21 protein-coding genes are annotated in these 23,915 nt (G+C 62.7%); 15 read left to right on the plus strand and 6 right to left on the minus strand.

What is annotated here, in order from left to right:
* Window positions 1-170 precede the first annotated feature (170 nt).
* Window positions 171-1,052: a 3-hydroxybutyryl-CoA dehydrogenase gene (locus tag AC4PTT_RS04320; RefSeq protein WP_113153122.1), complete on the plus strand. Its 882-nt coding sequence runs from the start codon at window positions 171-173 to the stop codon at window positions 1,050-1,052.
* A 54-nt stretch (window positions 1,053-1,106) separates the two neighbouring features.
* Here the strand turns inward: AC4PTT_RS04320 and AC4PTT_RS04325 are convergent, their stop codons facing one another.
* From AC4PTT_RS04325 to secA, 4 genes are all read right to left on the minus strand, one after another.
* Window positions 1,107-3,392, minus strand: coding sequence for an acyl-CoA dehydrogenase (locus tag AC4PTT_RS04325; protein ID WP_492162170.1), 2,286 nt, complete (start codon window positions 3,390-3,392; stop codon window positions 1,107-1,109).
* Window positions 3,393-3,482: 90 nt separating this feature from the next.
* Complete coding sequence (locus AC4PTT_RS04330; protein ID WP_492162585.1) at window positions 3,483-4,685, minus strand: GNAT family N-acetyltransferase; 1,203 nt, start codon at window positions 4,683-4,685, stop codon at window positions 3,483-3,485.
* Between the two features lie 68 nt (window positions 4,686-4,753).
* Window positions 4,754-6,166 (minus strand): lipopolysaccharide biosynthesis protein, encoded by a 1,413-nt coding sequence (locus AC4PTT_RS04335; RefSeq protein WP_492162171.1) that lies wholly within the window; start codon window positions 6,164-6,166, stop codon window positions 4,754-4,756.
* A 165-nt stretch (window positions 6,167-6,331) separates the two neighbouring features.
* On the minus strand, window positions 6,332-9,061 hold the full coding sequence (gene secA / locus AC4PTT_RS04340) for a preprotein translocase subunit SecA (protein ID WP_492162172.1): 2,730 nt from the start codon (window positions 9,059-9,061) through the stop codon (window positions 6,332-6,334).
* A gap of 243 nt (window positions 9,062-9,304) precedes the next feature.
* On the opposite strand from secA, the gene AC4PTT_RS04345 reads away from it, so the two are divergent.
* From AC4PTT_RS04345 to AC4PTT_RS04370, 6 genes are all read left to right on the plus strand, one after another.
* Window positions 9,305-10,222, plus strand: a complete 918-nt coding sequence (locus AC4PTT_RS04345; RefSeq protein WP_113153117.1) for a peptidylprolyl isomerase — start codon at window positions 9,305-9,307, stop codon at window positions 10,220-10,222.
* Window positions 10,223-10,415: 193 nt separating this feature from the next.
* Window positions 10,416-11,657: a bifunctional glutamate N-acetyltransferase/amino-acid acetyltransferase ArgJ gene (gene argJ / locus AC4PTT_RS04350; protein ID WP_492162173.1), complete on the plus strand. Its 1,242-nt coding sequence runs from the start codon at window positions 10,416-10,418 to the stop codon at window positions 11,655-11,657.
* 3 nt (window positions 11,658-11,660) lie between these two features.
* On the plus strand, window positions 11,661-12,464 hold the full coding sequence (locus tag AC4PTT_RS04355) for a GNAT family N-acetyltransferase (RefSeq protein WP_113153115.1): 804 nt from the start codon (window positions 11,661-11,663) through the stop codon (window positions 12,462-12,464).
* Window positions 12,461-12,883, plus strand: coding sequence for a (deoxy)nucleoside triphosphate pyrophosphohydrolase (locus tag AC4PTT_RS04360; RefSeq protein WP_113153114.1), 423 nt, complete (start codon window positions 12,461-12,463; stop codon window positions 12,881-12,883). Before AC4PTT_RS04355 ends, AC4PTT_RS04360 begins: the two co-directional genes overlap by 4 nt.
* 127 nt (window positions 12,884-13,010) lie before the next feature.
* Window positions 13,011-13,331, plus strand: a complete 321-nt coding sequence (locus AC4PTT_RS04365) for a hypothetical protein (RefSeq protein ID WP_113153113.1) — start codon at window positions 13,011-13,013, stop codon at window positions 13,329-13,331.
* A gap of 75 nt (window positions 13,332-13,406) precedes the next feature.
* Complete coding sequence (locus AC4PTT_RS04370; RefSeq protein ID WP_206548314.1) at window positions 13,407-13,574, plus strand: Flp family type IVb pilin; 168 nt, start codon at window positions 13,407-13,409, stop codon at window positions 13,572-13,574.
* Window positions 13,575-13,614: 40 nt separating this feature from the next.
* On the opposite strand, the gene AC4PTT_RS04375 is transcribed toward AC4PTT_RS04370, so the two are convergent.
* A complete protein-coding gene (locus AC4PTT_RS04375) occupies window positions 13,615-14,484 on the minus strand; it encodes a methyltransferase domain-containing protein (protein ID WP_206546221.1) in 870 nt (289 codons plus the stop codon).
* 115 nt (window positions 14,485-14,599) lie between these two features.
* Between AC4PTT_RS04375 and AC4PTT_RS04380 the strand changes: the two genes are divergently transcribed.
* The 4 genes from AC4PTT_RS04380 to AC4PTT_RS04395 are packed head-to-tail and all read left to right on the plus strand — an operon-like array spanning window position 14,600 to window position 16,917.
* Window positions 14,600-15,343 (plus strand): ComF family protein, encoded by a 744-nt coding sequence (locus AC4PTT_RS04380; RefSeq protein WP_492162586.1) that lies wholly within the window; start codon window positions 14,600-14,602, stop codon window positions 15,341-15,343.
* Between the two features lie 25 nt (window positions 15,344-15,368).
* Window positions 15,369-15,635: a glutaredoxin 3 gene (grxC, locus tag AC4PTT_RS04385; RefSeq protein ID WP_113156026.1), complete on the plus strand. Its 267-nt coding sequence runs from the start codon at window positions 15,369-15,371 to the stop codon at window positions 15,633-15,635.
* Window positions 15,632-16,495 carry a carbon-nitrogen hydrolase family protein gene (locus AC4PTT_RS04390; protein ID WP_113153109.1) on the plus strand — a complete coding sequence of 288 codons (864 nt, stop codon included), beginning with the start codon at window positions 15,632-15,634 and terminating at the stop codon, window positions 16,493-16,495. Before grxC ends, AC4PTT_RS04390 begins: the two co-directional genes overlap by 4 nt.
* Entirely contained in the window at window positions 16,492-16,917 is a 426-nt protein-coding gene (locus tag AC4PTT_RS04395) for a DUF1178 family protein (RefSeq protein ID WP_492162174.1), read from the plus strand. The genes AC4PTT_RS04390 and AC4PTT_RS04395 overlap by 4 nt, the downstream gene beginning before the upstream one ends.
* 107 nt (window positions 16,918-17,024) lie before the next feature.
* On the opposite strand, the gene ubiG is transcribed toward AC4PTT_RS04395, so the two are convergent.
* Window positions 17,025-17,774 carry a bifunctional 2-polyprenyl-6-hydroxyphenol methylase/3-demethylubiquinol 3-O-methyltransferase UbiG gene (gene ubiG / locus AC4PTT_RS04400; protein ID WP_113153107.1) on the minus strand — a complete coding sequence of 250 codons (750 nt, stop codon included), beginning with the start codon at window positions 17,772-17,774 and terminating at the stop codon, window positions 17,025-17,027.
* Window positions 17,775-18,033: 259 nt separating this feature from the next.
* Here ubiG and AC4PTT_RS04405 point away from each other — a divergent pair, with 259 nt between their 5' ends.
* The 4 genes from AC4PTT_RS04405 (at window position 18,034) to prmC (ending at window position 23,632) form a co-directional block, all read left to right on the plus strand.
* On the plus strand, window positions 18,034-19,308 hold the full coding sequence (locus tag AC4PTT_RS04405) for an aspartate kinase (protein ID WP_113153106.1): 1,275 nt from the start codon (window positions 18,034-18,036) through the stop codon (window positions 19,306-19,308).
* 75 nt (window positions 19,309-19,383) lie between these two features.
* On the plus strand, window positions 19,384-21,654 hold the full coding sequence (gene ptsP / locus AC4PTT_RS04410; protein WP_113153105.1) for a phosphoenolpyruvate--protein phosphotransferase: 2,271 nt from the start codon (window positions 19,384-19,386) through the stop codon (window positions 21,652-21,654).
* A gap of 21 nt (window positions 21,655-21,675) precedes the next feature.
* Complete coding sequence (gene prfA, locus AC4PTT_RS04415) at window positions 21,676-22,755, plus strand: peptide chain release factor 1 (RefSeq protein WP_492162175.1); 1,080 nt, start codon at window positions 21,676-21,678, stop codon at window positions 22,753-22,755.
* A complete protein-coding gene (prmC, locus tag AC4PTT_RS04420; RefSeq protein ID WP_283800035.1) occupies window positions 22,748-23,632 on the plus strand; it encodes a peptide chain release factor N(5)-glutamine methyltransferase in 885 nt (294 codons plus the stop codon). The genes prfA and prmC overlap by 8 nt, the downstream gene beginning before the upstream one ends.
* Window positions 23,633-23,915: the final 283 nt, after the last annotated feature.

Here is a 23,915-nt window from a genome sequence, read left to right on the forward strand (position 1 = left end):
CGAGCGGGGCTTTTTTTATGCGGCGTTCACGGCTCCGCCAGCGCCACCGTTCGCGGCAGAGCTGGCCAAGGATTTTGTAAGCGGGGGTAGACGCCATTGCGCGGCCCATCTAGTTTGCACTGCAACAACAGCGACGAAGGGTGCGGACCGCACTTCACGGGGTTTTCGACATGACTGGAAAGATTGAAAAAGTGGGTGTGATCGGTGCGGGTCAGATGGGCAGCGGCATCGCCCATGTGGCTGCACTGGCAGGTTTCGACGTGAAACTCTACGACCTTTCCTCGGAGCGGATCGAGGCCGGCATCGCAACCATCTCCGGCAACATGGCGCGCCAGGTCTCTTCGGGCAAGCTGGAAGACAAGGTGCGCCAGGATGCGCTGGCCCGCATCGCGCCCGCGACCACCATGGAAGCGCTGGCCGACATGGACCTGGTCATCGAGGCGGCCACCGAGGATGAGACGGTCAAGCGCAAGATCTTCGCCCAGCTCTGCCCGGTCCTGAACCCCGAGGCCATCGTCGCCACCAACACCTCGTCCATCTCGATCACGCGCCTTGCCGCACAGACGGATCGCCCCGAGCGCTTCATCGGCATTCACTTCATGAACCCGGTTCCGGTGATGAAGCTGGTCGAGCTGGTGCGCGGCATCGCCACGGAAGACGACACGTTCGAGAAGGCGCGCGGTTTCGTCGACAGCCTTGATAAGACCATCACGGTTGCCGAAGACTTCCCGGCCTTCATCGTCAACCGCATCCTGCTGCCGATGATCAACGAGGCGATCTACACGCTTTATGAGGGCGTCGGCACGGTCGAGGCCATCGACACCGCCATGAAGCTTGGCGCGAACCATCCGATGGGCCCGCTGCAGCTTGCCGACTTCATCGGCCTCGACACCTGCCTGTCGATCATGCAGGTGCTCTATGAGGGCTTAGCAGACTCCAAGTACCGCCCATGTCCGCTTCTCGTGAAATATGTCGAGGCAGGCTGGCTTGGCCGCAAGACCGGTCGCGGCTTCTACGATTATCGCGGCGAAACGCCGGTGCCGACGCGCTAGAATAATCGCGGTCAGGTGTATGAACCTGACTGCTTTTGCCGGTCCCGACCGGCGCTATTCGGCAGCCTGTCGTCGCGGTGTCTTTCGCCGCGCGGCAGGCTTCTTCTTTTTGTGCTGGCCGGCGGTCGCCGAGATGTCCTCCATCGGAAAGGCATCCACCGCGATCACCCGCGCGACCGCCTCCTGCGCTTCGCGAAGCTGCGTGAACTCGCCATCGGTGATGAGGTCCATGTCGTGTGCTTCCTGCGGGTCGCTGACCTTGCTGGCGCGCATCTTCTTCTCGATGGGCGCTGCATCGATAACGAGCCGGAAGGCGCGTTCCAGATCCTTCAGCGGATGGTGGTCATGCCCCTGACCCAGATAGAGATCCGGCGTCAGCCGGTCCCGCTGCTCTGACGGTTTCATGAGGATTTCGGCAAGCTGCGAGGAAAGCCTGTCGGACGGCGCCGGTTTGGGCACGCCAAGGGGGAAGGCGATCAGGCGCACCAGCCAGGCGGCGGGCCGTGCCGGCAGATTGTCCAGAACGCCACGGAAGGCAACGCCGAGGCGTGCTTCGCCCTCAAGCATCAGATAGTCGACGACGGGCTTGTCTTCGGCAAACCGCCCCTCGCTCTCATAGCGTTTGAGCACTGCACCGAGGAGGTAGAGTTCGGCCAGAATGTCGCCCAGCCGCGCGGAGATCATCTCCCTGCGCTTGAGGGAGCCGCCAAGCGTCAGCAGGGCGAAATCCGAGAGCAGGGCGAAGGCCGCCGAATAGCGCGACAGCTTCTTCCAGTGATGCGGCATCGCCGCACTTTCGGGCGCGGGCCCGAGGAAGCCGCCGCTCCAGCCGCGAACGAATGCGCGTCCCGCAGTCTTGAGGGCGTGGCCGACATGCTTCCAGAACGTGTCGTCGAAATGATCGAGCCCTTCTTCCCTGTTGTCGCTCGAAAGCGCCAGAAGCTCTTCCAGCATATAAGGGTGGGAGCGGATTGCACCCTGTCCGTAGATCATCAGATTGCGGGTGAGGATGTTCGCGCCTTCGACCGTGATGCCGACGGGAACGGCGCGATACATCGCGCCCATATAGTTGTTCGGCCCGTCGATGACGGCCTTGCCGCCATGAATGTCCATGGCGTGCTCCACGGAGCGGCGCATGCGCTCGGTGGCGTGGTATTTCATGATTGCCGAGACAACCGAGGGCTTGTGCCCTTCATCCAGCGCCGCCAGCGTGACGCGCCGCGCGGCATCGATCAGATAGGCGTTGCCGCACAGTTCGGCGAGCGGCTCCTGAATGCCCTCGAACATGCCGATGGGCACGTTGAACTGCGTGCGCACCCGCGCATAGGCCCCGGTGGCGCGCGCACACATGGCGGCGGATGCGGCCGACTGAGAGGGAAGCGAAATGCTGCGACCGGCGGCGAGCGCCGTCATCAGCATGGTCCAGCCCTGGCCGATCTGTTCCTCGCCGCCGAGAATGTGATCAAGCGGCACAAACACGTCCTCGCCGTAGAGCGGTCCGTTCTGGAAGAAAGTGTATTGCGGAATGTGCTGGTCGCCGTGGCGCACGCCCTTCGTGTCGGTGGGCAAAAGCGCGACGGTGATGCCCAGATCCTCGCCCCGGCCAAGATGGTTTTCCGGGTCGTGCATCTTGAAGGCGAGGCCCATCACCGTGGCGATGGGGCCAAGCGTGATGTAGCGCTTGTGGAAGTTGAGACGCAGGCCGAGCACCTTCTTGCCCTTCCACGTGCCGTATTCCACCACGCCCGTGTCGGTCATGGCGGCGGCGTCGGAGCCCGCATGGGGCGAGGTGAGGCCGAAACAGGGCACTTCGCGCCCGTCGGCCAGCCGCGGCAGCCAGTATTTGCGCTGCGCCTCTGTGCCGAAATGCATGAGCAGTTCGCCGGGGCCGAGCGAATTGGGCACCATCACCGTGACGCCCGCCACGATGCTGGCGGAAGAGAGCGTGCGCACCACTTCCGAATGCGCGGTGTTGGAAAAGCCGAGCCCGCCGAATTCCTTCGGGATGATCATGCCGAAGAACTTGTTCCTGCGCATGAAGTCCCAGACGGCGGGCGACAGGTCGCGGTCACGCCAGTTCAGCGTCCAGTCGTCGACCATGGCGCAGAGTTCGCGCACCGGCCCGTCCATGAAGGCCTGTTCCTCGTCCGAAAGGCGCGCCGGCGGCATTGCCACAAGCTGCTCCCAATCGGGATCGCCTGTGAACAGCTCGCCATCCCACCAGACCGTGCCTGCGTCGATCGCCTCGCGTTCCGTTTCCGAAATCGGCGGCATGATCTTTCGCGCCCAGTTGAAGATGGGCTTCGAAACATGGTCGCGGCGGAAAGTCTTCAAACGCATGGCCAGCCTCCGATGTTGCGCCAATATATCAGGCTTGCACGTTATAGGCGAACGACGGACGGCCCGGGTTTGTTCCCGAACGTGGAAGCTTTACCCGAGTGCGCTGCGCAGGCGGTTTCGGGCAATCCGGAGCCGGTTTCGCACACGCCGCGTCAGGCTGAGCTGCGCCGCCGCCTTGCGGACATGCCGGTCCGAATCGGGCGTGAGCCCCACAACCATGGTGCCGAGCGGCCTCCGCTCGCTCCACAGGCGGCTCATCACGGGATGATCCGGCACCGCGCAGGAATCCGTCATGATGATGTTGGGATCGTCCAGATGCGTCTTGGTGACCTCGATCATGAGAAGCGTGCCGGGCGAATAGGCGGCGAAGCCCTCGTCATAGGCCGTCTTCCACGTATAGGCGGTGCCGTTTTCGATGAACACGATGAGGCACGCGATCACCGCATCATCGAGCGTCAACATGTGAATGCGGCACATGTCGCGCTCGCACAGCCGGTGCACGGCTTCGCGGGCGAAGGCGGCGCGGTAGCGGTCGATGGCCATGGCCGAGCGTTCGCGACCCTTCCAGCCCGAAGCCTCGAGCGTCAGAAACGCTTCGATGCCGTGGCGCACTTCGTCGGGGTGGCGGGCGATCCTGTAGTCCAGCTTGCCCATTTCGCCCAGCCGGCGCTTGAGGCGGCGGAACTCGCGATAGTGATGGGCGCGCAGCGAATCGCGCAGATAGGTGTCGCCATCAAGCGCGCTTTCGAGCATCGGGCGCTCGATGCGGTTGGTGATCTGGAAGGGCAGGTTCCGGGCATCCACCACCGTGCGCAGGATCGCCGCAAATGCGCCGTCCAGTCCCACATCCGGCAGAACGAACACTTTCGGGTGGTCGAGATGGGGCCGCGCCAGCATGGCGAAGAAATCCTCGATCACGCCGGCCGGATCGTCATAGTCGACCAGTGGCGTGCCCAGAGGGCCAAACGGGTTCGACCAGGTGCGCAGAACCGGTACGCTGAACGGCAAAAGCGGGCGCTCGATGGTGAAGGGAACGAGAAGCCGCAGGCGGCTCCGCTCCTCCGTACCGTCGCGGATGACCGCAAGCCGCACTTCGCGGTCTTCAAGGCGCGGCATGGCCGGCGCCAGAAAACGCGGATTGAAGAAGATGTTGGTCTCGATGGAACGCGCGGCCAGATAGTCGAGCTCGTCCACCAGCTCGAAGCCGGCGGACGCCGGATAGATGGCGAGCTTGCGTTCGCTCTGCTCGGCTGCAAGCAGCGCCAGATGTCTGGTGTCGGTTTTCTGCGCGATATCGGTCAGGTGATCGCTTGCCGCGCCCGATGCGCCGCTGCTCGATTCTTCGAGGAGAGGGGGGATGCTCAAGAGGAAGCCTCCTTTCTGGCGCGCGGGAGGAACACCAGCATGCGGATTCCAAGCTTCCGCCAGGCGGTGAATGAGAGGGATGCTGCTTCGAACAGAATGGCGAGCCCGGTGGCGATGGCTGCGCCCCACAGGCCGTAGATCGGGATCAGAACCATGTTGAGCCCGATATTGATGCCGAGCGTGATGGCGTAGATGCCGGCGCACACTTTCTGGTAGCCGCTCATGGTGAGAAGGCTCTCCGCAGGCCCCACGGCCGCGCGGGCAACCACGCAGGAAACCAGAAGGAAGAGAAGCGGATAGCCGGCCGTGAAGCCGCTGCCGAACAGCATGAGCATGGGCCTGCCGATGATGAGCACGACAACGCCCATGGCGAGCGACGGCCAGAAGGTCCAGGTGACCGTCTCCGCCGCAAAGGCTGCAAGGCCTTCCCTGTCGCCGCCATGCATGTAGGCCGAATAGCGCTGCGCAACGCTGGCCTTCACCGCGAAATAGACGAAATGCACCAGCGCCAGCGTTTTCACGGTGGCGAAGTAGATGGCCACATCCGTGGGCGTCATGTAGCGACCGACCATCAGCACATCGGCATTGGTGAGCAGGAAATAGAAGCTCTCGACCAGAAAGATCGGCAGCGAAATGCCGACCCAGTGCTTCATCAGGAAGCGGGGTTTGCCGGGCGGCGTGCTGCGCTTCACCCGCGTCGTGATGCTGACGAATTGCAGGAGCGTGGTGGCATAGGTGGCCAGAATGGCCGTGATGATGGCCGTCTTTGCGTCGGGCGCATAGCCGGAAAGAACCGCCCCCGCCATGAAGAGCAGGATCAGTATGGGGCGGATGAAATAGGCGGGAAGCAGGGCCCAGACCATCCATGCATTTGCCCGCGAGACGCCCTGCAGAAGGTCGCTCAGCGCCAGCATGGGCAGGCAGATGAGCCCCAGATAGAACGGAACCACGTAATAGGATTCGATATAGGGTTCCAGAAACCGCAGGCCCGCAAGGCCCGCGAGCATGAACAGTGTCGAGGTGCCCAGCACGAAGAACCGGCCGGCAATGTTGACGCCACGCAGCTCCGCAAAAGCGCCCTTGGTGCGGTATTCGGGAATGAAACGGATGATCGCCGTGTGAAAGCCGAGGCACGAAATGTTGCCGAGGATGATCATCGTCACCCAGACCAGCACATAGATGCCGTATTCGAAACTGCCCATCCAGCGGGCCAGAAAGACCTGGCTGAAAAACGCGATGACCGCGTTGACGATGCGGATCGCGAAGGCAAGCAGTGCGTTGCGACCGGCCTCGCCGCGCGCATCGCGTGCAGAAATGAGGGTGTCGAGCTTCGCAAGCCAGGGACGCGCGCGCGCGGCCAGCTGCTCCGGCAGCAAGCGTTCACCGGTCCCCGTCGCTGAAAAGCGCACCCGCCCCACTCCTCTCAAGTCACTCGACCTGCGGTTTAGCGCAAACTGCTTAAGAAAAAGAAAGGGCGGGCCGGGCGGTCGCTTCTTTGTTCCGGCAAAGAAAAAGGCCGGATGAAAACCCGGCCTTTTCGTTATCTGTTGAGAGACGCGCGCGCGCCGGACCGCTTAGGCGAAAGCGCCGTGGCAGTGCTTGTATTTCTTGCCCGAGCCGCAGGGGCAGGCTTCGTTGCGCCCGACCTTGCCCCAGGTTGCGGGGTCGTTCGGGTCGCGGTCCTCTGCGGCGACCACGCCGCCTTCGGCGCGGGCGAGCGTCATCGTCTCGCCGTCCGCGAACTCGTCTTCGCCCGTCGAACCGTCGATATGATGCGCCTGCATTTCCGGTGCTTCCGGCGGCGGTGCGTCGGCGGCCTCGCGCACAAGCTCGACGCGCATGAGCTGCGACGTCACCACCTGGCGCAGATTGCTGAGCATCGACTGGAAGAGCTCGAATGCCTCGGTCTTGTACTCGTTCAGCGGATCGCGCTGGGCGTAGCCGCGGAAGCCGACGACGGAGCGCAGATGGTCGAGATTGACCAGATGCTCGCGCCACAGATGATCGAGCGTCTGCAGCAGGATCGACTTCTCGACATAGTTCATGATGTCGGGGCCGAAACGCTCGGCGCGGTCCTTGGCGGCAGCCTCGGCGGCCTCGCTGATGCGCTCGCGGATATCGTCTTCGGCGATGCCTTCTTCCTGCGCCCATTCCTCGATGGGAAGGTCCAGGTTCAGCGAATTCTGCACCGCTTCGCGCAGTTCCTTGGTCTGCCACTGCTCGGCATAGGCCTTTTCGGGGATGTGGCGTGCGACCAGATCGTCGACCGTGTCCTGACGCATCTCGGCGACGGTCTCGGAGAGGTTCTCACCGTCCATCAGCTCGATGCGCTGCTCGAAGACCACCTTGCGCTGGTCGTTCATCACGTCGTCGAACTTGAGCAGGTTCTTGCGGATGTCGAAGTTGCGCGCCTCGACCTTCTTCTGCGCCTTTTCAAGCGCCTTGTTGATCCAGGGATGGACGATGGCCTCGTCTTCCTTGAGGCCGAGCTTTTGCAGCATGCTGTCCATTCGGTCGGAACCGAAGATGCGCATCAGGTCGTCCTGGAGCGACAGATAGAACTTGGAGCGGCCCGGATCTCCCTGACGGCCGGAACGGCCACGGAGCTGGTTGTCGATGCGGCGGCTTTCATGGCGCTCGGTGGCCAGAACGAAAAGGCCGCCGGCGGCCAGCGCCTGCTCCTTGAGGCGCTTCACGTCCTCGCGGATGGCCTGTTCCTTCGCATCGCGCTCGGGGCCGGCTTCCATGTCGCCAAGCTCTTCGGCAATCCGCATTTCCGGGTTGCCGCCGAGCTGAATGTCGGTGCCGCGGCCGGCCATGTTGGTGGCGATGGTGACAGCGCCCGGCTTGCCGGCCTGCGCCACGATGAAGGCCTCGCGCTCGTGATGGCGCGCGTTCAGGACCTCAAAGCCCTGCAAGCCTTCCTGACGAAGACGCTCGGCCAGGAATTCCGATTTCTCGATGGACGTCGTGCCGACAAGGATCGGCTGCCCCTTGGCGGCGGCTTCCTTGATCTCGCGGACAATCGCCTTGAACTTCTCTTCGACGGTCCGGTAGACCTCGTCGTCCTCATCCAGGCGCTGGATCGGCAGGTTGGTCGGGATCTCGATGACTTCGAGCCCGTAAATGTTGCCGAATTCTTCCGCTTCCGTCGAAGCCGTACCGGTCATGCCGCCCAGCTTGTCGTACATGCGGAAGTAATTCTGGAAGGTGATCGAGGCGAGCGTCTGGTTCTCCGGCTGGATCGCCACGTGCTCCTTGGCCTCAAGCGACTGGTGCAGGCCTTCCGAGAAGCGGCGGCCCGGCATCATGCGGCCGGTGAACTCGTCAATGATGACGATTTCGCCATTGCGGACGATATAATCCTTGTCGCGCTGGAACAGTTTGTGCGCCTTCAGCGCATTGTTCAGGTGGTGCACGATGGCGACATTCTCGATGTCGTAAAGCGAATCGCCTTTGAACAGATCCGCTTCGCGGAGCATGTTCTCCATCTTCTCCGTGCCTTCTTCCGTGAAGGTCGCGGTGCGCTGCTTCTCGTCGATTTCGTAATCGTCTTCCACGAGATGCGGAATGAAGGTGTCGATCTTGTTGTAAAGCTCGGAGCGGTCGTCCAGCGGGCCGGAAATGATGAGCGGCGTGCGCGCCTCATCGATCAGGATGGAGTCCACCTCATCGACGATGGCGTAGAAGTGTCCGCGCTGGACCATCTGGTCGCGCTCATACTTCATGTTGTCGCGCAGATAGTCGAAGCCGAGCTCGTTGTTGGTGGCGTAGGTCACGTCGCAGGCATAGGCCGCGCGGCGCTCGTCATCCGACATGCCATGCACGATGACGCCGGTCGAAAGACCGAGGAAGCCGTAGAGGTGGGCCATCCACTCGGAGTCGCGCTTGGCCAGGTAGTCATTGACCGTGACCACGTGCACGCCCTTGCCGGACAAGGCGTTGAGGTAAACGGGAAGCGTCGCAACCAGCGTCTTGCCTTCACCCGTCTTCATCTCGGCGATGGAGCCTTCGTGAAGAACCATGCCGCCGATCAGCTGCACGTCAAAGGGGCGCATGCCCAGCGCGCGGCGGGATGCCTCGCGCGCCACGGCGAAGGCGGGAACGAGAATGTCGTCGAGCGACTTTCCGTTCGCGAGCTCCTTGCGGAACTCTTCTGTTTTTCCGCGCAATGCCTCGTCGGACAGCGCCTTCATTTCGTCTTCAAGCGCGTTGATCGCGGCGACGCGCGGGCGGAAACCCTTCACGCGACGATCGTTCGAGGAGCCGAAAACTTTGCGGGCGAGACCGCCGAGACTGACCATCCAGTGGTCCTTTCACTTTCTGACAGACGGCATTCAAGAGCGGGGTAAACACCCTGCTCGCGCCGAGCGAGAGCAATTATATAACAATTCGTGTCCTGAAATGCGTTCTGGACGCAGGACATCAGGACAGATAAGAGGGGCCAAGAGTGATGTCAACGCCGCGTTAAACATGCGCTCTTGCGCAAAATTCCGCCATATTGATAAGCGGTTTGGGCTAAAACGGAATCACCAACGGAGAGTTTCATGCTGAAATCGTTTCGCCGTTTCCTGGCCATTCAGGTTGGGGCCGGTCTGACGCTGGCCGCTGTAGGCTTCATGCCTGCTCATGCTGCCGATGCCGATGTCGTCGCCACTGTGAATGGCATGGAGATCACGGAGGGCGATTTGGCTATCGCCAGCGCGGAGTATGGCGCGCAGTTCGGTAATCTGCCCGATCCGCAGCGCCGCGCAGCGCTTCTTTCGGCGCTGATCGAGATCCGCCTGCTGGCCTCCGAGGCCGAAGAAAAGGGCCTCGCCGAGGGTGAAGCCTTTGAAAAGCGCCTGGCATTCCTGCGCAATCAGGCGCTTCATGCGGCCTTCATCGAGAAGATCGTCAACGACGCCGTGACCGAGGAAGATGTCCGCGCCAGCTACGACAAGCAGATCGCTGATGCGCCTGCCGTCAACGAGGTGCGCGCCCGTCACATTCTGGTGAAGACCAAGGAAGAAGCCGAAGCGATCATCAAGCAGCTCGAAGAGGGCGGCAATTTTGAAGAGATCGCCAAGGAGAAATCCACTGACGGTGCGGCAGCCAATGGCGGCGACCTCGGCTATTTCGCTTCCGGCCAGATGGTGCCCGAATTCGAAAAGGCTGCATTTGCGATCAATCCGGGCGAATTCTCCAAGGAGCCCGTCGAAACCCAGTTCGGTTTCCATGTGATCAAGGTTGAAGACAAGCGCGCCAAGCAGCCCCCGGCATTCGACGCCGTGAAGGATCGCGTACGCTCCCTTCTGGTGCGTGAGCGCTATGTCGAACAGGTTTCGGCGCTGCGTGACACCGCTGAAGTCGACGTCAAGGACCCGGCTCTCAAGGAATTCATCGACGCAGCCGAGAAGCAGCAGGAAGAAGCCGCTTCCGGGGCTGAAGCAGCCGGTGAAGGCGAAGAGACCAAAAGCGAATAGCGCTGAAGCGCAGGTTCAAATGGAAACGGCGGGCGCCTGGCGTCCGCCGTTTTTGTTTTGTCAGACGGTGCTGTGTGCACTGCCGGTCGGCTGACGCGCCGCCGGGTATCCGAGCTGTTTCAGCTTGCGTCGGAAAAAAAACTCGGGCAGACCGGCAGGAATCCAAAGCTTCCAACCCGAGTAAGTTTGCCCCATGTCTGTTGCAGTCTCTCCTCTTGCTCCCAAGACCTATCCCGATATGCCCGCCATTGACGGTGTGCGCATCGCAACCGCTGAAGCCGGTGTGAAATACAAGGGGCGAACCGATCTCCTGACCATGGTGTTCGATGAGGGGACCACGGCTGCCGGCGTTTTCACGCAATCCAAGTGCCCATCGGCTCCGGTGGAACTCTGCCGCGAAAATCTGGCCGGCGGTGAGGCGCGCATTCTTGTGGTGAATTCCGGAAACGCCAACGCGTTCACCGGCAAGAAGGGACGCGCGACCACTTCTGCCGTGGGCGAAGCTGCTGCGGCTGCGGTCAAGGCGGACAAGAGCACGGTTTTCATGGCGTCCACCGGTGTGATCGGTGAGCCGCTTCCGGCGGAACGCATTACCGGTTTTCTGAAGGGCATGGCCGCAACGGCAGCGCTGGGCGGCTGGCTTGAGGCCGCCAGGGCCATCATGACCACCGACACCTATCCCAAGGTGGCGACGGCGACCGTGCGCCTTGGCGAACATGATGTGGTCATCAACGGCATTGCCAAGGGCGCAGGCATGATCGCGCCCGACATGGCCACCATGCTTTCCTTCGTGGCGACGGATGCGCCGATTGCCGCGCCCGTTCTGCAGGATCTTCTGTCGCGCGGAACCGGCAAGACCTTCAACGCGGTGACGGTCGACAGCGACACCTCCACCAGCGACACGCTGATGATGTTTGCAACGGGCGCTGCCGCAAAGCGCGGTGTCACGCCGATCAACGATCTGAAGGATCCCCGGCTTGCAGGCTTCCGCCGGGCGCTCAACCGCATCCTCAAGAACCTCGCGCTGCAGATCGTCCGCGATGGCGAAGGCGCGCGCAAACAGCTCGAAATCACGGTGACGGGCGCAAAGTCTTCCCGTTCGGCAAAAAAGATTGCGATGTCCATCGCCAATTCGCCGCTGGTGAAGACGGCGGTTGCCGGCGAAGACGCCAATTGGGGCCGCGTCGTCATGGCTGTCGGCAAGGCGGGGGAGCCGGCCGAGCGCGATCTTCTGTCGATCTGGTTTGGCGATATTCGCGTTGCCCATGAGGGGGAACGCGACCCGGCCTATTCCGAAGAAGAAACCTCCGCCTATATGAAGAAGGATGAGATCACGCTGCGCGTGGATCTCGGACTCGGGCGCGGCAAGGCCACGGTTTGGACCTGCGACCTGACCAAGGAATATGTCGCCATCAATGGCGACTACCGGAGCTAGGGTGTGCCAGGCCAAGTGAGGCAGGACGTAAAACAGGATTTCGCCATCATCCGCCGCTTTGAGGCGGCGGGGTTGCGCGCTTGGCCTGCCGAAACGGTGGCCTATGACGGCACCTGGGTGCTGCGGTTGACCGCCGGTCACCCTGCAAAGCGCCTGAATTCCATCAATCCGCTCGATCCGGGCGATCATCGAAACCTTGAAGAGCGCATCGCGCGCGCTGCCGAGCAGTTCAAGGCCTATGGGCGGCCGCTCACCTTCCGGCTGTCGCCGCTCGCCGCGCCTGAAATCTCCACCTATCTCGACGAGCAGGGCTGGTCGACGCTTGGCCGTTCGCTTGTCATGGCGCTCGATTTGCGCGAGGCGGATCTGACCGAGGCGATGGACCAGATACCGCTCAAGGACCGGCGACGCTTCGTCAATGCCACGCTCAAGGTGCATGGCTATGAGGAACTGCACCGTGCGGGTCTTTCGCGTGTCATTGGCGCGATTCGCCCGGAAACCGGCCTGTTCGTCCTCGAAGAGGGCGAAGAGCCGGTGGCGACCGCCATCTGCGTGCATGACAGCGATCTGGCGGGGCTCTTTGAAATCGCGACGCGCCCTTCATGGCGCGGCAAGGGCTATGGCCGCCGTGTTCTCCTGTCTGCGCTCAAATGGGCCCAGTCACACGGGGCGGAGCGGGCCTGGCTGCAGGTGGAGGCCGACAACGAGGTCGCCGTAGGCCTCTACAAGGCGATGGGCTTCCGCGAAATCTATTCCTATCATTATCGCCAGCCGCAGGAAGCGGTCGGCACGGAGCACGCCGAATGAACGATCTTTCCCAGCCGGCCAAGCCGATCCTGCTGGTCGCAGCCTGTGCGCTGGTTGATGCGGATGGGCGGGTGCTGCTCGCCAAACGCCCCGAAGGCAAGGCGCTGGCGGGGCTCTGGGAGTTTCCCGGGGGCAAGGTGGAGAACGGCGAGACGCCGGAAAACACCATTGTGCGCGAGCTTGTCGAGGAAATCGCCGTCGAGACGAAGACGGCGTGCCTTGCGCCGCTCACTTTCGCCAGCCACACCTATGATGATTTTCACCTGCTGATGCCGCTCTATGTCTGCCGTCGCTTCTGGGGCACGCCGCGCCCGCAGGAAGGCCAGGAACTCAAATGGGTGCGCCCGCGCGACATGCGCGATTACCCCATGCCGCCGGCCGATGCGCCGCTTATCCCGCACCTCATCGACCTGCTGTAAAGCGCCTGTCGGCACAAAGCCGGGCCGCTCGAACAGAGTTAATCCTTCGTTTACGCAACAGTGACAAGTTGATTGCGGGGACGGGCCGTTTTCGCGGCAGGGTTTAACCATCTGGCGAGAGGTTGGCATGGTTTCTGGCGAATTTGGGGATACGGAACGCGCGGGCTGGTCCACGCGGGCCGGCAATGTGGGCATCGGGGCGCTCAGGATCGCCCTGCTTTTTGGAACCGCAGCCGTCGCGCTCGCGCTGTTCCTGACGCCGGTTGTTGAAAAAAGCACCCGCTCGAAGATCGCGCAGGTTGGCGCGCCGTTCGGGATCGACCCCATCACCACGTCTTCCACGAAGCGGCAGGACCGCAGTTACACGATCCGGCGCAGTGTTTTGCAGCCCTCGCGCAACGCCACATGCATCATCCATCAGGATGGACGACGCAGCGGCGACTGCTGATCTCGTTAATCGGCTCTCAGCTTTTCTTAAGGCTTTTCGCCCAGAATTGCCTTCCAGACAGGGGGAGCCGGGCAAATGGGCAGGCATTTTCTCAAGGATCGGTGCGGCGCGACCGCAATCGAATATGCGTTAATTGCAGGCCTGATCGCGCTGGCGATCGTGGTCGGTGCGGCGCAGACGGGACAGCAGCTCAAAGCCAGTTATGGGAACGTCGCGAGCAAAGTGACCACGGCCAACCAGTAGGGCAGCCGCAGTCATTGCCATAGCCATTGCCTTAAGGGGCCTATTCGCCCCTGTTTTTCTCCAAAGCCTCTTTCAGTGACATCTTCGCGCTGCCCGGTGCGAGCGGCTTTTGCTGGGATTCGTGCGGGGCCCAGCCAGACATCCAGATAATGTTGAAACTTGCCCTGATACGCCCGTCCGGATCGGAGAAGCGCTCGGCATAGATCTGTGCTGCGCGCATGAAGAGCGCGCGTGTGGCCGGTTTGCGCGAGCGCGCGACAAGCGCGCTGGTCGCGCCCATGAAGCGCAGATCCCGCATCAGGTCGAACATGGTGTCGTAACGCACGGTCAGGTTCTCGAGATCGGTGACCGGCAGCGCAAAGCCCGCACGCTGGAGCAGTCCGCCCACATCGCGCACATCGGCAAAGGGGCTCACGCGCGGAGCCGCGCCCTCTGAAAGCTCGGTCTCTGCGGCAAGCAGGGATTCCCTGAGTTCCTGAAGCGTGCCGGCACCGGCCATCGCGCCGAGAAACAGGCCGTCGGGCTTCAGCGCGCGGCGGATCTGGGCGAGCATGCCCGGAACGTCATTTGCCTCATGCAGGCTGAGAAGCGAAACGATGAGATCGTGGCTGCCGGGTTCGGAAGGCAGGGTTTCCGTTGCCGCGACGATGCCGTCATCGCCAAGAAGGGCGGCGTCGGCCTCTATGCGGGTCACCTGGTCGACCTTGCCGCTTTCGCGCATGGCCATGGCCGCGTCGGAGGTGAGGCAGAAGAGCGCTGCGGCGTTTTCAAAGCGCCGCTCGACGGTGGCCAGCCGCTCTTCCAGATCGGCAGCGGCCCGCTGCATCAGGAAGCGGGCTCCCGGATCGCCCTGCTTCAGGGCGCGCTTCTTGTGCAGAAGGGCCAGGTCGGCGTCGAAGAGCTGTTCCATGCGTCATCCTTTGTTTCTGGATGCGCCATCGCACAAAAAGGCTATGCTGGCAAAGAGGCAATGCCTTTTGGGGGAGGGGCGTTTCGTGGAGGGCGTATCGCGATTGACCGGGGTGATGAGCGGGTGGATGCAGCGCATCCTCTTCCCGCCGGTGTGTCTCGGCTGTTCCAGCCTTGTCACGGAGCCCGGAACGCTCTGCGCTTCCTGCTGGGGGCGGCTGCGCTTTCTGGAGCGGCCATGGTGTCCGGTCATGGGCACGCCTTTCTCTCTGGACCTTGGCGATAGCATGCTCTCTGCCGAGGCGATTGCATCGCCGCCGCCCTTTGCGCGGGCGCGCTCGGCGGTCGCCTATGGCGGCGTCGCCCGGCGGCTGGTTCAGGGGCTGAAATTCCGCGACCGCACCGATCTCGCGCCGTGGATGGCGCGCTGGATGCTTCGGGCCGGCGGAGAAATCCTGCCCGAGGCGGATCTGGTGGTGCCGGTTCCGCTGCATCGCAGCCGTTTCTTTTCAAGGCGCTTCAATCAATCGGCGGAGCTTGCGCGGGCTGTGGCGCGTCTGGCTTGCATCGATTACATGCCGGAGGCTCTGGTGCGGGCACGGCGCACGCGCCAGCAGGTGGGGCTGCGGGCGAGCGAGCGCGAGGCCAATGTGCGCGGCGCATTTGTCGTGCCGGACGCCCACCGCCCGGCGATCAGGGCGCGGCGCGTCGTTCTGGTGGACGATGTCTACACCACGGGCGCGACGGTTGCCGCCGCCTCACGGGTTCTCAAGCGTGCCGGCGCGCGCGAGGTGGATGTTCTGACATTTGCGCGCGTTTTGCCGGGGGACTTTCGGGCAGACCTCCAAGAGCCTATATAAACCCCGACAAAGCATGGGACCGAAAATGTCTGACGTAACGATCTACACACGGATGATGTGCGGCTTCTGCAGCGCCGCCAAGCGCCTGCTCGACGGCAAGGGCGTTTCCTACACGGAACACGATGCAAGCTTTTCCAACGAGCTGCGCCAGGAGATGATCCAGCGGGCCAATGGCCGCTCGACCTTTCCGCAGATTTTCATTGGCGACGTCCATGTGGGCGGTTGCGATGAGCTTCACGCTCTCGAGCGCGAAGGCAAACTGGATGCGATGTTGAAGGAGATCCCGGCATGAGCAAACTGATCGCCGCTGCCCTGCAGATGCGTTCCGGCACCGAGCCGGAAGCCAATGCCGACGCTTTTGAAGCGCTGGTGCGTGAGGCTGCGGGCAAGGGCGCGCAGTATGTTCAGAGCCCGGAAATGACCGGCGTGATGGTGCGCAGCCGCGAAGACCTGCTCGAGCGCATCACCGGAGAGCGCGGCGCGCTGGTCATCGACCGCGCCCGTGCGCTGGCCGATGAGCTTTCGATCTTCGTTCATCTGGGCTCCACGGCCGTTGCGCTCGATGACGGACGGGTGGCGAACCGCGCCTTTCTGTTCGCGCCCGGTGGCGCGCTTGTGACCACCTATGACAAGTTGCACATGTTCGACGTCGATCTCGACAATGGCGAAAGCTGGCGCGAATCGGCCACCTATGCCGCCGGCGAGCGGGCCGTCGTTGCCGATCTGCCGTTTGGCCGTCTCGGTTTCGCCATCTGCTACGACATGCGCTTCCCGCAGCTTTTCCGTGCGCAGGCGCTTGCCGAGGCACAGGTGCTGACAGCACCGGCCGCCTTCACCCGGCAGACGGGCGAAGCGCACTGGCATGTTCTTCTGCGCGCCCGCGCCATCGAGAATGGCGCATTCATGATCGCCGCCGGTCAGGGCGGCCTGCACGAGGACGGGCGTGAGACCTATGGTCATTCGCTGATCGTCGATCCGTGGGGCCGTGTGCTGGCCGAGGTCGATGGAAACGAGCCGGGCATCGCCATGGCCGAACTCGACCTTGATGCGGTCGCTGCCGCTCGCGGCAAGATTCCGAACCTCAAGAACGCGCGCGATTTCTCTGTTGCACGCGTTTCCGGCGGCGGGGCGGCGGAGAGGAAAGCTTCATGATCAGTTTCAACCTGATCTGCGAGCACGATCACGCTTTCGAGGCGTGGTTCCGCAACAATGCGGACTTTGACGGGCAGAAGAAGCGCGATCTCGTTTCCTGCCCGCAATGCGGCTCGACCAAGGTTGAAAAGGCCCTGATGGCGCCGGCGGTCTCGACCGGCAAGAAGCGCGACCAGATCGCGCTGGCCATGGGGGAGAAGCAGAAACAGGCGCTGGCGCAGCTCAAGGAGCTTTCCAAAAAGGTGCGCGAGAATGCGGACTATGTCGGCGACAAATTCGCCGAGGAAGCGCGAAAAATCCATTTCGGCGAGACCGAAGCGCGCGGCATCTATGGCGAGGCGACGACCGACGAGGCCAAGGCGCTGGTCGATGAAGGCGTCGAGTTTCTGCCCCTGCCGGTGTTTCCCGAGGAGCAGAACTGAGACCGGCCAGAACTGAGATCGGCCAGAAAATCGGGCGGTCAGGCGCGAGCGCCTGACTGCATTCTGCTCGCAAGAGCCGGGCGCGCGCCGGCGTTTTCCCTGAAGGCTCAGGCAGCCGGCTTCGTGGCCGCCACCATGTAGTTGACATCCATGTCGCGTGAGCGCTGCCAGCGGTCGCCGAGCGGATTGTAGACGACGCCGCTGCGATCGATGATCCGGATGCCCGCCGAGGCGAGGCCCTCTTCCAGTTCGCTCGGGCGCACGAGCTTTTCATACTGGTGCGTGCCGCGCGGCAGCCATCCAAGCACATATTCCGCGCCGATGATCGCCAGGCCCCACGCCTTGAGCGTGCGGTTGATCGTTGCCACGAACATCAGGCCGCCGGGTTTCAGCATTGCGCCGCATTTGGAAAGGAACAGGTCCACATCGGCGACATGCTCGATCACTTCCATGTTGAGGATGATGTCGAATGTCTCGCCGGCGTCGGCAAGCGCCTCTGCCGTGGTGGCGCGATAGTCGATGTCGAGCTTGCCCTGCGCCGCGTGGATCTTGGCCACTTCGATGTTGGTTTCCGAAGCGTCCGCGCCAACCACCTGCGCGCCAAGCCGCGACATGGGTTCGCACAGAAGGCCGCCGCCGCAGCCGATGTCGAGCATGCGCAGGCCGGCAAAAGGTTTGGCTTCATGGGGCTCGCGGCCGAAATGCGCGGCCACATGGTCGCGGATATAGGCAAGGCGCACCGGGTTGAACTTGTGCAGAACGCCCATTTTTCCGGCGGGATTCCACCATTCCGCCGCCAGTGCGGAAAAATGCTCGATTTCACGCGTGTCGATGGTCGTTTGCCGCGCTTCGGACATGGAAAACCCCTCACTGGGTGTTGCTTGGAACCTTGGCCCATGAAGTCGGGCTGACGGGCCTGATTGTCAAGGCGGGAATTGTCTCAGGGGCAAAACCTGCCCGGCGCAACGACCGGGTTCCATTCACCGTCACATTGCTTGCAGATAAGCGATCTTTTGGGTATGGAGACCGCGGCGCAGGGCGGGTTGCCGTTGCTGCGTAATGTTGGCGCTGCCCGTCCGGGCAGCAGGAATTTCCGAGCAAAGGCACTCCGTTCCCATGGCGCGCATCGTGATGAAGTTCGGCGGAACCTCCGTCGCCGATATCGAACGCATCCATAATGTGGCGCGTCACGTCAAACGTGAGGCCGATGCGGGGCATGAGGTCGCCGTCGTGGTTTCGGCCATGGCCGGCAAGACCAATGAACTGGTCGGCTGGGCGCAGTCCATGCCGAAGGCCACGGGTGCTGAATCGCCCTTCTATGACGCGCGCGAATACGACGCCATCGTCGCCTCCGGTGAGCAGATCACCAGCGGGCTTCTGGCCATCGCGCTGCAGTCCATGGGCGTCGATGCGCGCTCCTGGCAGGGCTGGCAGATCCCGATCCGCACCGACAACGCTCACGCCGCCGCCCGCATCGTCGATATCGACGGCAGCGAGATGGTGCGCCGCATGGGCATGGGCCAGGTTGCCGTTGTCGCAGGCTTCCAGGGCATCGGCCCTGACAATCGCATTGCCACGCTGGGGCGCGGCGGTTCTGACACCAGCGCGGTCGCCGTGGCCGCTGCGGTGAAGGCCGACCGTTGCGACATCTACACCGATGTCGACGGCGTCTACACGACCGACCCGCGCATTGAGCCCAAGGCGCGCCGCCTGCCGAAGATCTCGTTCGAGGAAATGCTCGAAATGGCGTCGCTTGGCGCCAAGGTGCTGCAGGTGCGCTCCGTTGAACTGGCGATGGTGCACAAGGTCAGAACCTTCGTAAGATCGTCTTTCGAAGATCCGGATGCGCCGGGCATGGGGAATTTCGAAAACCCGCCCGGTACGCTCATTTGCGATGAGGATGAAATCGTGGAACAGCAAGTCGTCACCGGCATCGCCTACGCCAAGGACGAGGCGCAGATATCGCTTCGTCGCGTCTCCGACCGTCCGGGCGTGTCCGCAGGCATTTTCGGTCCGCTGGCCGAGGCCAACATCAATGTCGACATGATCGTGCAGAACATCTCCGAAGATGGTTCGCGCACGGACATGACCTTCACCGTGCCGTCCGGCGACCTGCAAAAGGCCGTCACGGTGCTGGAGAATGTGCGTGACACGATCGGCTTCGACGCCATCCAGTCTGAAGCCGGACTGGTCAAGGTTTCGGTCATCGGCATTGGCATGCGAAGCCATGCCGGCGTTGCCGCAATCGCCTTCAAGGCCCTGGCCGAGAAGGGGATCAACATCCGCGCGATCACCACTTCAGAGATCAAGATTTCGATCCTGATCGACGGCCCCTATGCCGAATTGGCGGTTCGCACTTTGCATTCTGTCTACGGTCTCGATAAGCAGTAGACAAACAATAACCCGAAATCTGGCTTTTGCTCTGCTCTCTCATGCGGCTAGCATAGGCCAATGGAGAGGGGTTCGATGCGAGATACTGCCGGCGGTCCAAGAGTGCTGTTAAGGCGTTTGCGCGAGCTGATGGCCGATGCGCTTGACCCGCAGAAGCGTCTCGACAAGATCGTTCGTGAAATCGCCCAGAACATGGTGGCCGAGGTTTGCTCGCTCTATGTGCTGCGCGCCGATTCCATGCTGGAGCTTTACGCCACCGAAGGTCTGAACCCGGATGCGGTGCATCTGGCGCAGCTTCGTCTGGGGCAGGGCCTCGTCGGCACGATTGCCGCCAGCGCCCGCCCGCTCAATCTCTCCGACGCCCAAAAACACCCCGCTTTTGCCTATCTGCCGGAGACGGGCGAAGAGATTTATCATTCCTTCCTCGGCGTGCCGGTGCTGCGGGCCGGTCGCACGCTCGGCGTTCTGGTCGTTCAGAACCGCACCATGCGTCATTACCGCGAGGATGAGGTCGAGGCGCTGGAAACGGTGGCCATGGTCATCGCCGAGATGATCGCCACCGGCGATCTGGCGCGGCTGACCCGTCCGGGCATCGAGCTTGATCTGAGCCGCCCCGTCAGCATGACGGGCCTGCCCTTCAACGAGGGCGTCGGGCTTGGCCATGTGATCCTTCATGAGCCGCGCATCGTGGTGACGGCGCTGTTCAACGAGGATAGCGACGAGGAGTTGGTGCGTCTTGAAACGGCGCTCGATTCGCTGCGCCTTTCCATCGACGACATGCTCTCGCGCCGCGATGTGGCGTTTGAGGGTGAACATCGCGCGGTGCTGGAAGCCTATCGCATGTTCGCCAATGACCGGGGTTGGGTGCGCCGCCTGCAGGAGGCGATCAACAACGGCCTGACGGCCGAAGCGGCGGTCGAGAAGGTGCAGAGCGACATGCGCGCGCGCATGATGCACATGACGGACCCCTATCTGCGCGAGCGGATGAGCGATTTCGACGATCTCGCCAACCGGCTTCTGCGCCAGCTGATGGGCCGCGGGCCGGATGCGCTGGCGGAAATTCTGCCCAAGGATGCGATCATCGTCGCCCGTTCCATGGGCGCTGCCGAGCTTCTGGACTATCCGCGCCAGAAACTGCGCGGTCTGGTTCTGGAAGAGGGAGCGCCGACAAGCCATATCGTCATCGTGGCGCGGGCCATCGGCCTGCCGACGGTGGGGCAGGTGAAGGGCGCCGTCTCCATGTCGGAGAATGGCGACGCAATCATCGTCGATGGCGAGGACGGCCAGGTCCATCTGCGCCCGCAGGCCGATGTCGAGGAAGCCTATGCCGAGAAGGTGCGCTTCCGCGCCCGCCGGCAGAAACTCTATCAGGAACTGCGCGACCGCCCGACCGAGACCAGGGACGGTGTTCCCGTCGATCTCATGATGAATGCAGGTCTGGCCGTTGATCTGCCGCAGCTGGCGCAGTCGGGTGCGGCGGGCATCGGCCTGTTCCGCACCGAGCTTCAGTTCATGGTTGCAGCCGCCTTCCCGCGCGTCGAGGCGCAGGAGCGGCTTTACAGCGAAGTGCTCGACGCCGCCGATGGCAAGCCGGTCACGTTCCGCACCATCGATATCGGCGGCGACAAGGTGCTGCCCTATTTCAAGGGCGCGCAGCACGAGGAAAACCCGGCGCTTGGCTGGCGGGCGATTCGCCTGACGCTCGACCGCCCGGGCCTGCTGCGCACGCAGATCCGCGCGCTTTTGAAGGCCGCCGGCGGTCGCGAACTGCGCATGATGCTCCCGATGGTCACCGAGGTGAGCGAGGTGCGGCAGGCGCGCGAGATCATCGACCGCGAGGTGCGGCATCTGTCGCGCTTCGGCTATCTCCTGCCCACGCGCCTGAAGCTTGGCGCGATGATCGAAGTGCCCGCACTGCTCTGGCAGCTTGAAGAGCTGATGCAGGCCGTGGATTTCGTCTCCGTCGGATCAAACGATCTGTTCCAGTTCGTCACCGCGACAGACCGGGGCAACACCCGCATTGCCGACCGTTTCGATCCGCTGAGCGTGCCGTTCCTGCGCATTCTGCGCCAGATCGTGCGCGCCGGCGATCAGTATGGAACGCCGGTCACGCTGTGCGGAGAGCTGGCGGGGCGGCCGATTTCCGCCATGGCGCTGCTCGGCATCGGCTTCCGCTCCATTTCCATGGCGCCGGCGGCCATCGGCCCGGTCAAGGCCATGCTCTGCGAGCTTCCGCTGTCGGATCTTTCGGTTGTTATGGATGAGGCACTTGCCAACCATAGCGCATCCACCGATATTCGCGCGCTGCTTCGCGACTTCGCCCAGAAGCACAATATTGCCCTCTAGAACTGACAGGCTTTCCCGTCGATGACCGACTTGCCGCGCGACCGTATGGATCAGGTTCTCAAACGTTTCGAGCTTATCGAAGCGCAGATGGCGGCTGGCCCGGAGCCGGACGTCTATGTGAAGCTTGCTTCCGAATACTCCGAATTGCAGGAAGTGGCTGCCAAGATCCGCGAGCTGCGTCAGGTCGAAGGTGAGCTGGAAGACCTGAAGTCCATGCTGGACGACCCGGCGACCGACACGGAAATGCGCGAGCTGGCGGAGGCCGACCTCGAAGAGGTGGAGGGCCGCATCGAGACGCTGGGCGAGGAAATGCAGATCCTGCTTCTGCCCAAGGACGAAGCGGACGAGAAGAATGCGATCCTCGAAATTCGCGCCGGCACCGGCGGCGACGAGGCGGCCCTGTTCGCCGGCGACCTGTTTCGCATGTATGAGCGCTATGCATCCGAACGGGGCTGGCGTGTCGAGGTCGCGTCGACAAGCGAGGGCGAGGCTGGCGGCTACAAGGAAATCATCGCCACCGTTTCCGGGCGCGGCGTGTTCTCGCGCCTGAAATTTGAATCGGGCGTGCATCGCGTTCAACGTGTGCCGGCTACGGAGGCGCAGGGGCGCATTCATACTTCCGCCGCCACGGTTGCCGTTCTGCCCGAGGCCGAGGACGTCGACGTCGAAATTCGCAATGAAGACATACGCATCGACACGATGCGTGCTTCGGGTGCGGGCGGCCAGCACGTCAACACCACCGATTCCGCGGTGCGAATCACGCATATTCCAACGGGCATCGTGGTCTTGCAGGCCGAAAAGTCCCAGCACCAGAACCGTGCGCGCGCCATGCAGATCCTGCGGGCGCGCCTGTTCGACATGCAGCGCATGAAGGCCGCGGACGAACGCTCCGAGGCGCGTCGTCTGCAGGTCGGTTCCGGCGACCGTTCGGAACGCATCCGCACCTATAATTTCCCGCAGGGGCGTGTCACCGATCACCGGATCAACCTCACGCTCTACAAGCTGGACCGCGTGATCGAAGGCGATCTGGACGAGATTATCGACGCGCTGATCTCCGATCATCAGGCAAAACTGCTTGCGGAAACCGGGGCGGATGGCTGAGGCGAAGACCCTCGGCGCCCTGCTTTCCCGGGCGCAGGACCGGCTGAAACAGGCGGGCATTGCAGAAGGGGCGCTCGACGCCCGGCTTCTCGTTGAACATGTCACGCAGACGACGCGGCTCGACGCCATGTCGAGACCTGAACGGCCTGTTTCCGATGCGGAAGGCATGGCCGTGGAAGAGGCCATCGCGCAGCGCATTGCAGGCCGGCCCGTACACCGCATTATCGGCCATCGTGAGTTTTACGGGCTGGACCTCAGGCTTTCACCGGAAACGCTGGAGCCACGGCCGGACACCGAAACGCTGGTCGACATGGTCGTGGCGGAAGCGCGTCGACTTGGCGGTGAAGATCGCCCGTGGCGGATCATCGATCTTGGAACCGGCACCGGGGCAATAGCGATTGCGCTGTTGAGCGTTTTGCCTGCGGCCCATGCGGTCGGTGTCGATATTTCGGCCGATGCGCTTGCAACGGCGCGCATCAATGCCGATATGAATGGTTACGGCGGCCGGTTTGAGACCTGTCAGTCTGACTGGTTTGAGGAAATCGACGGACGGTTCGATTTCATTGTCTCCAACCCGCCCTATATTCGAGAAGAGATCTGGCGTGCGCTTGCAGTCGAGGTTCGTGATCACGATCCGCGCAGGGCGCTGGTTGCCGGGGACGATGGTCTTGATGCCTATCGTTTGCTGGCGGCGCAAAGCGGCGCCCATCTGGCGACAGGCGGCATGGTCGCCGTCGAGATCGGATATGACCAGAAGGAAAGCGTTACCGGGCTGTTCGTCGATCAGGGATTCCGCCTTCACAAGGCGGGCCGCGATCTTGCCGGGCATGACCGGGTGCTTGTTTTTGTCGCCGAAACAGCACGTGAACAAACTTGAAAAAAAACTTGGCATCGCAAAAGAATGCCGCTAGGTTCCGGACACCGGATAGGACGAAGCAGACAGCACCGTTATCGATTCGGTTCCCAGGACCGCTGTCATTAAGGGCGTTTTAGCGCCTCTGCTTCATTATGGGGTTTGTCCGGCAACTGACAAGAAGCGGAACAGTATGGCATTGGCGCCCGCGACAAGCGGTGTGACATAGGCCAAGGGGAGATGTGAGACTGCTGGCTTCCCGCCATCGTCCGCGATCTGAAAAGAGTATTGTTTCACACAACCTGTC

The sequence above is a fragment of the Nitratireductor sp. WH36-1 genome (genome assembly GCF_058725515.1).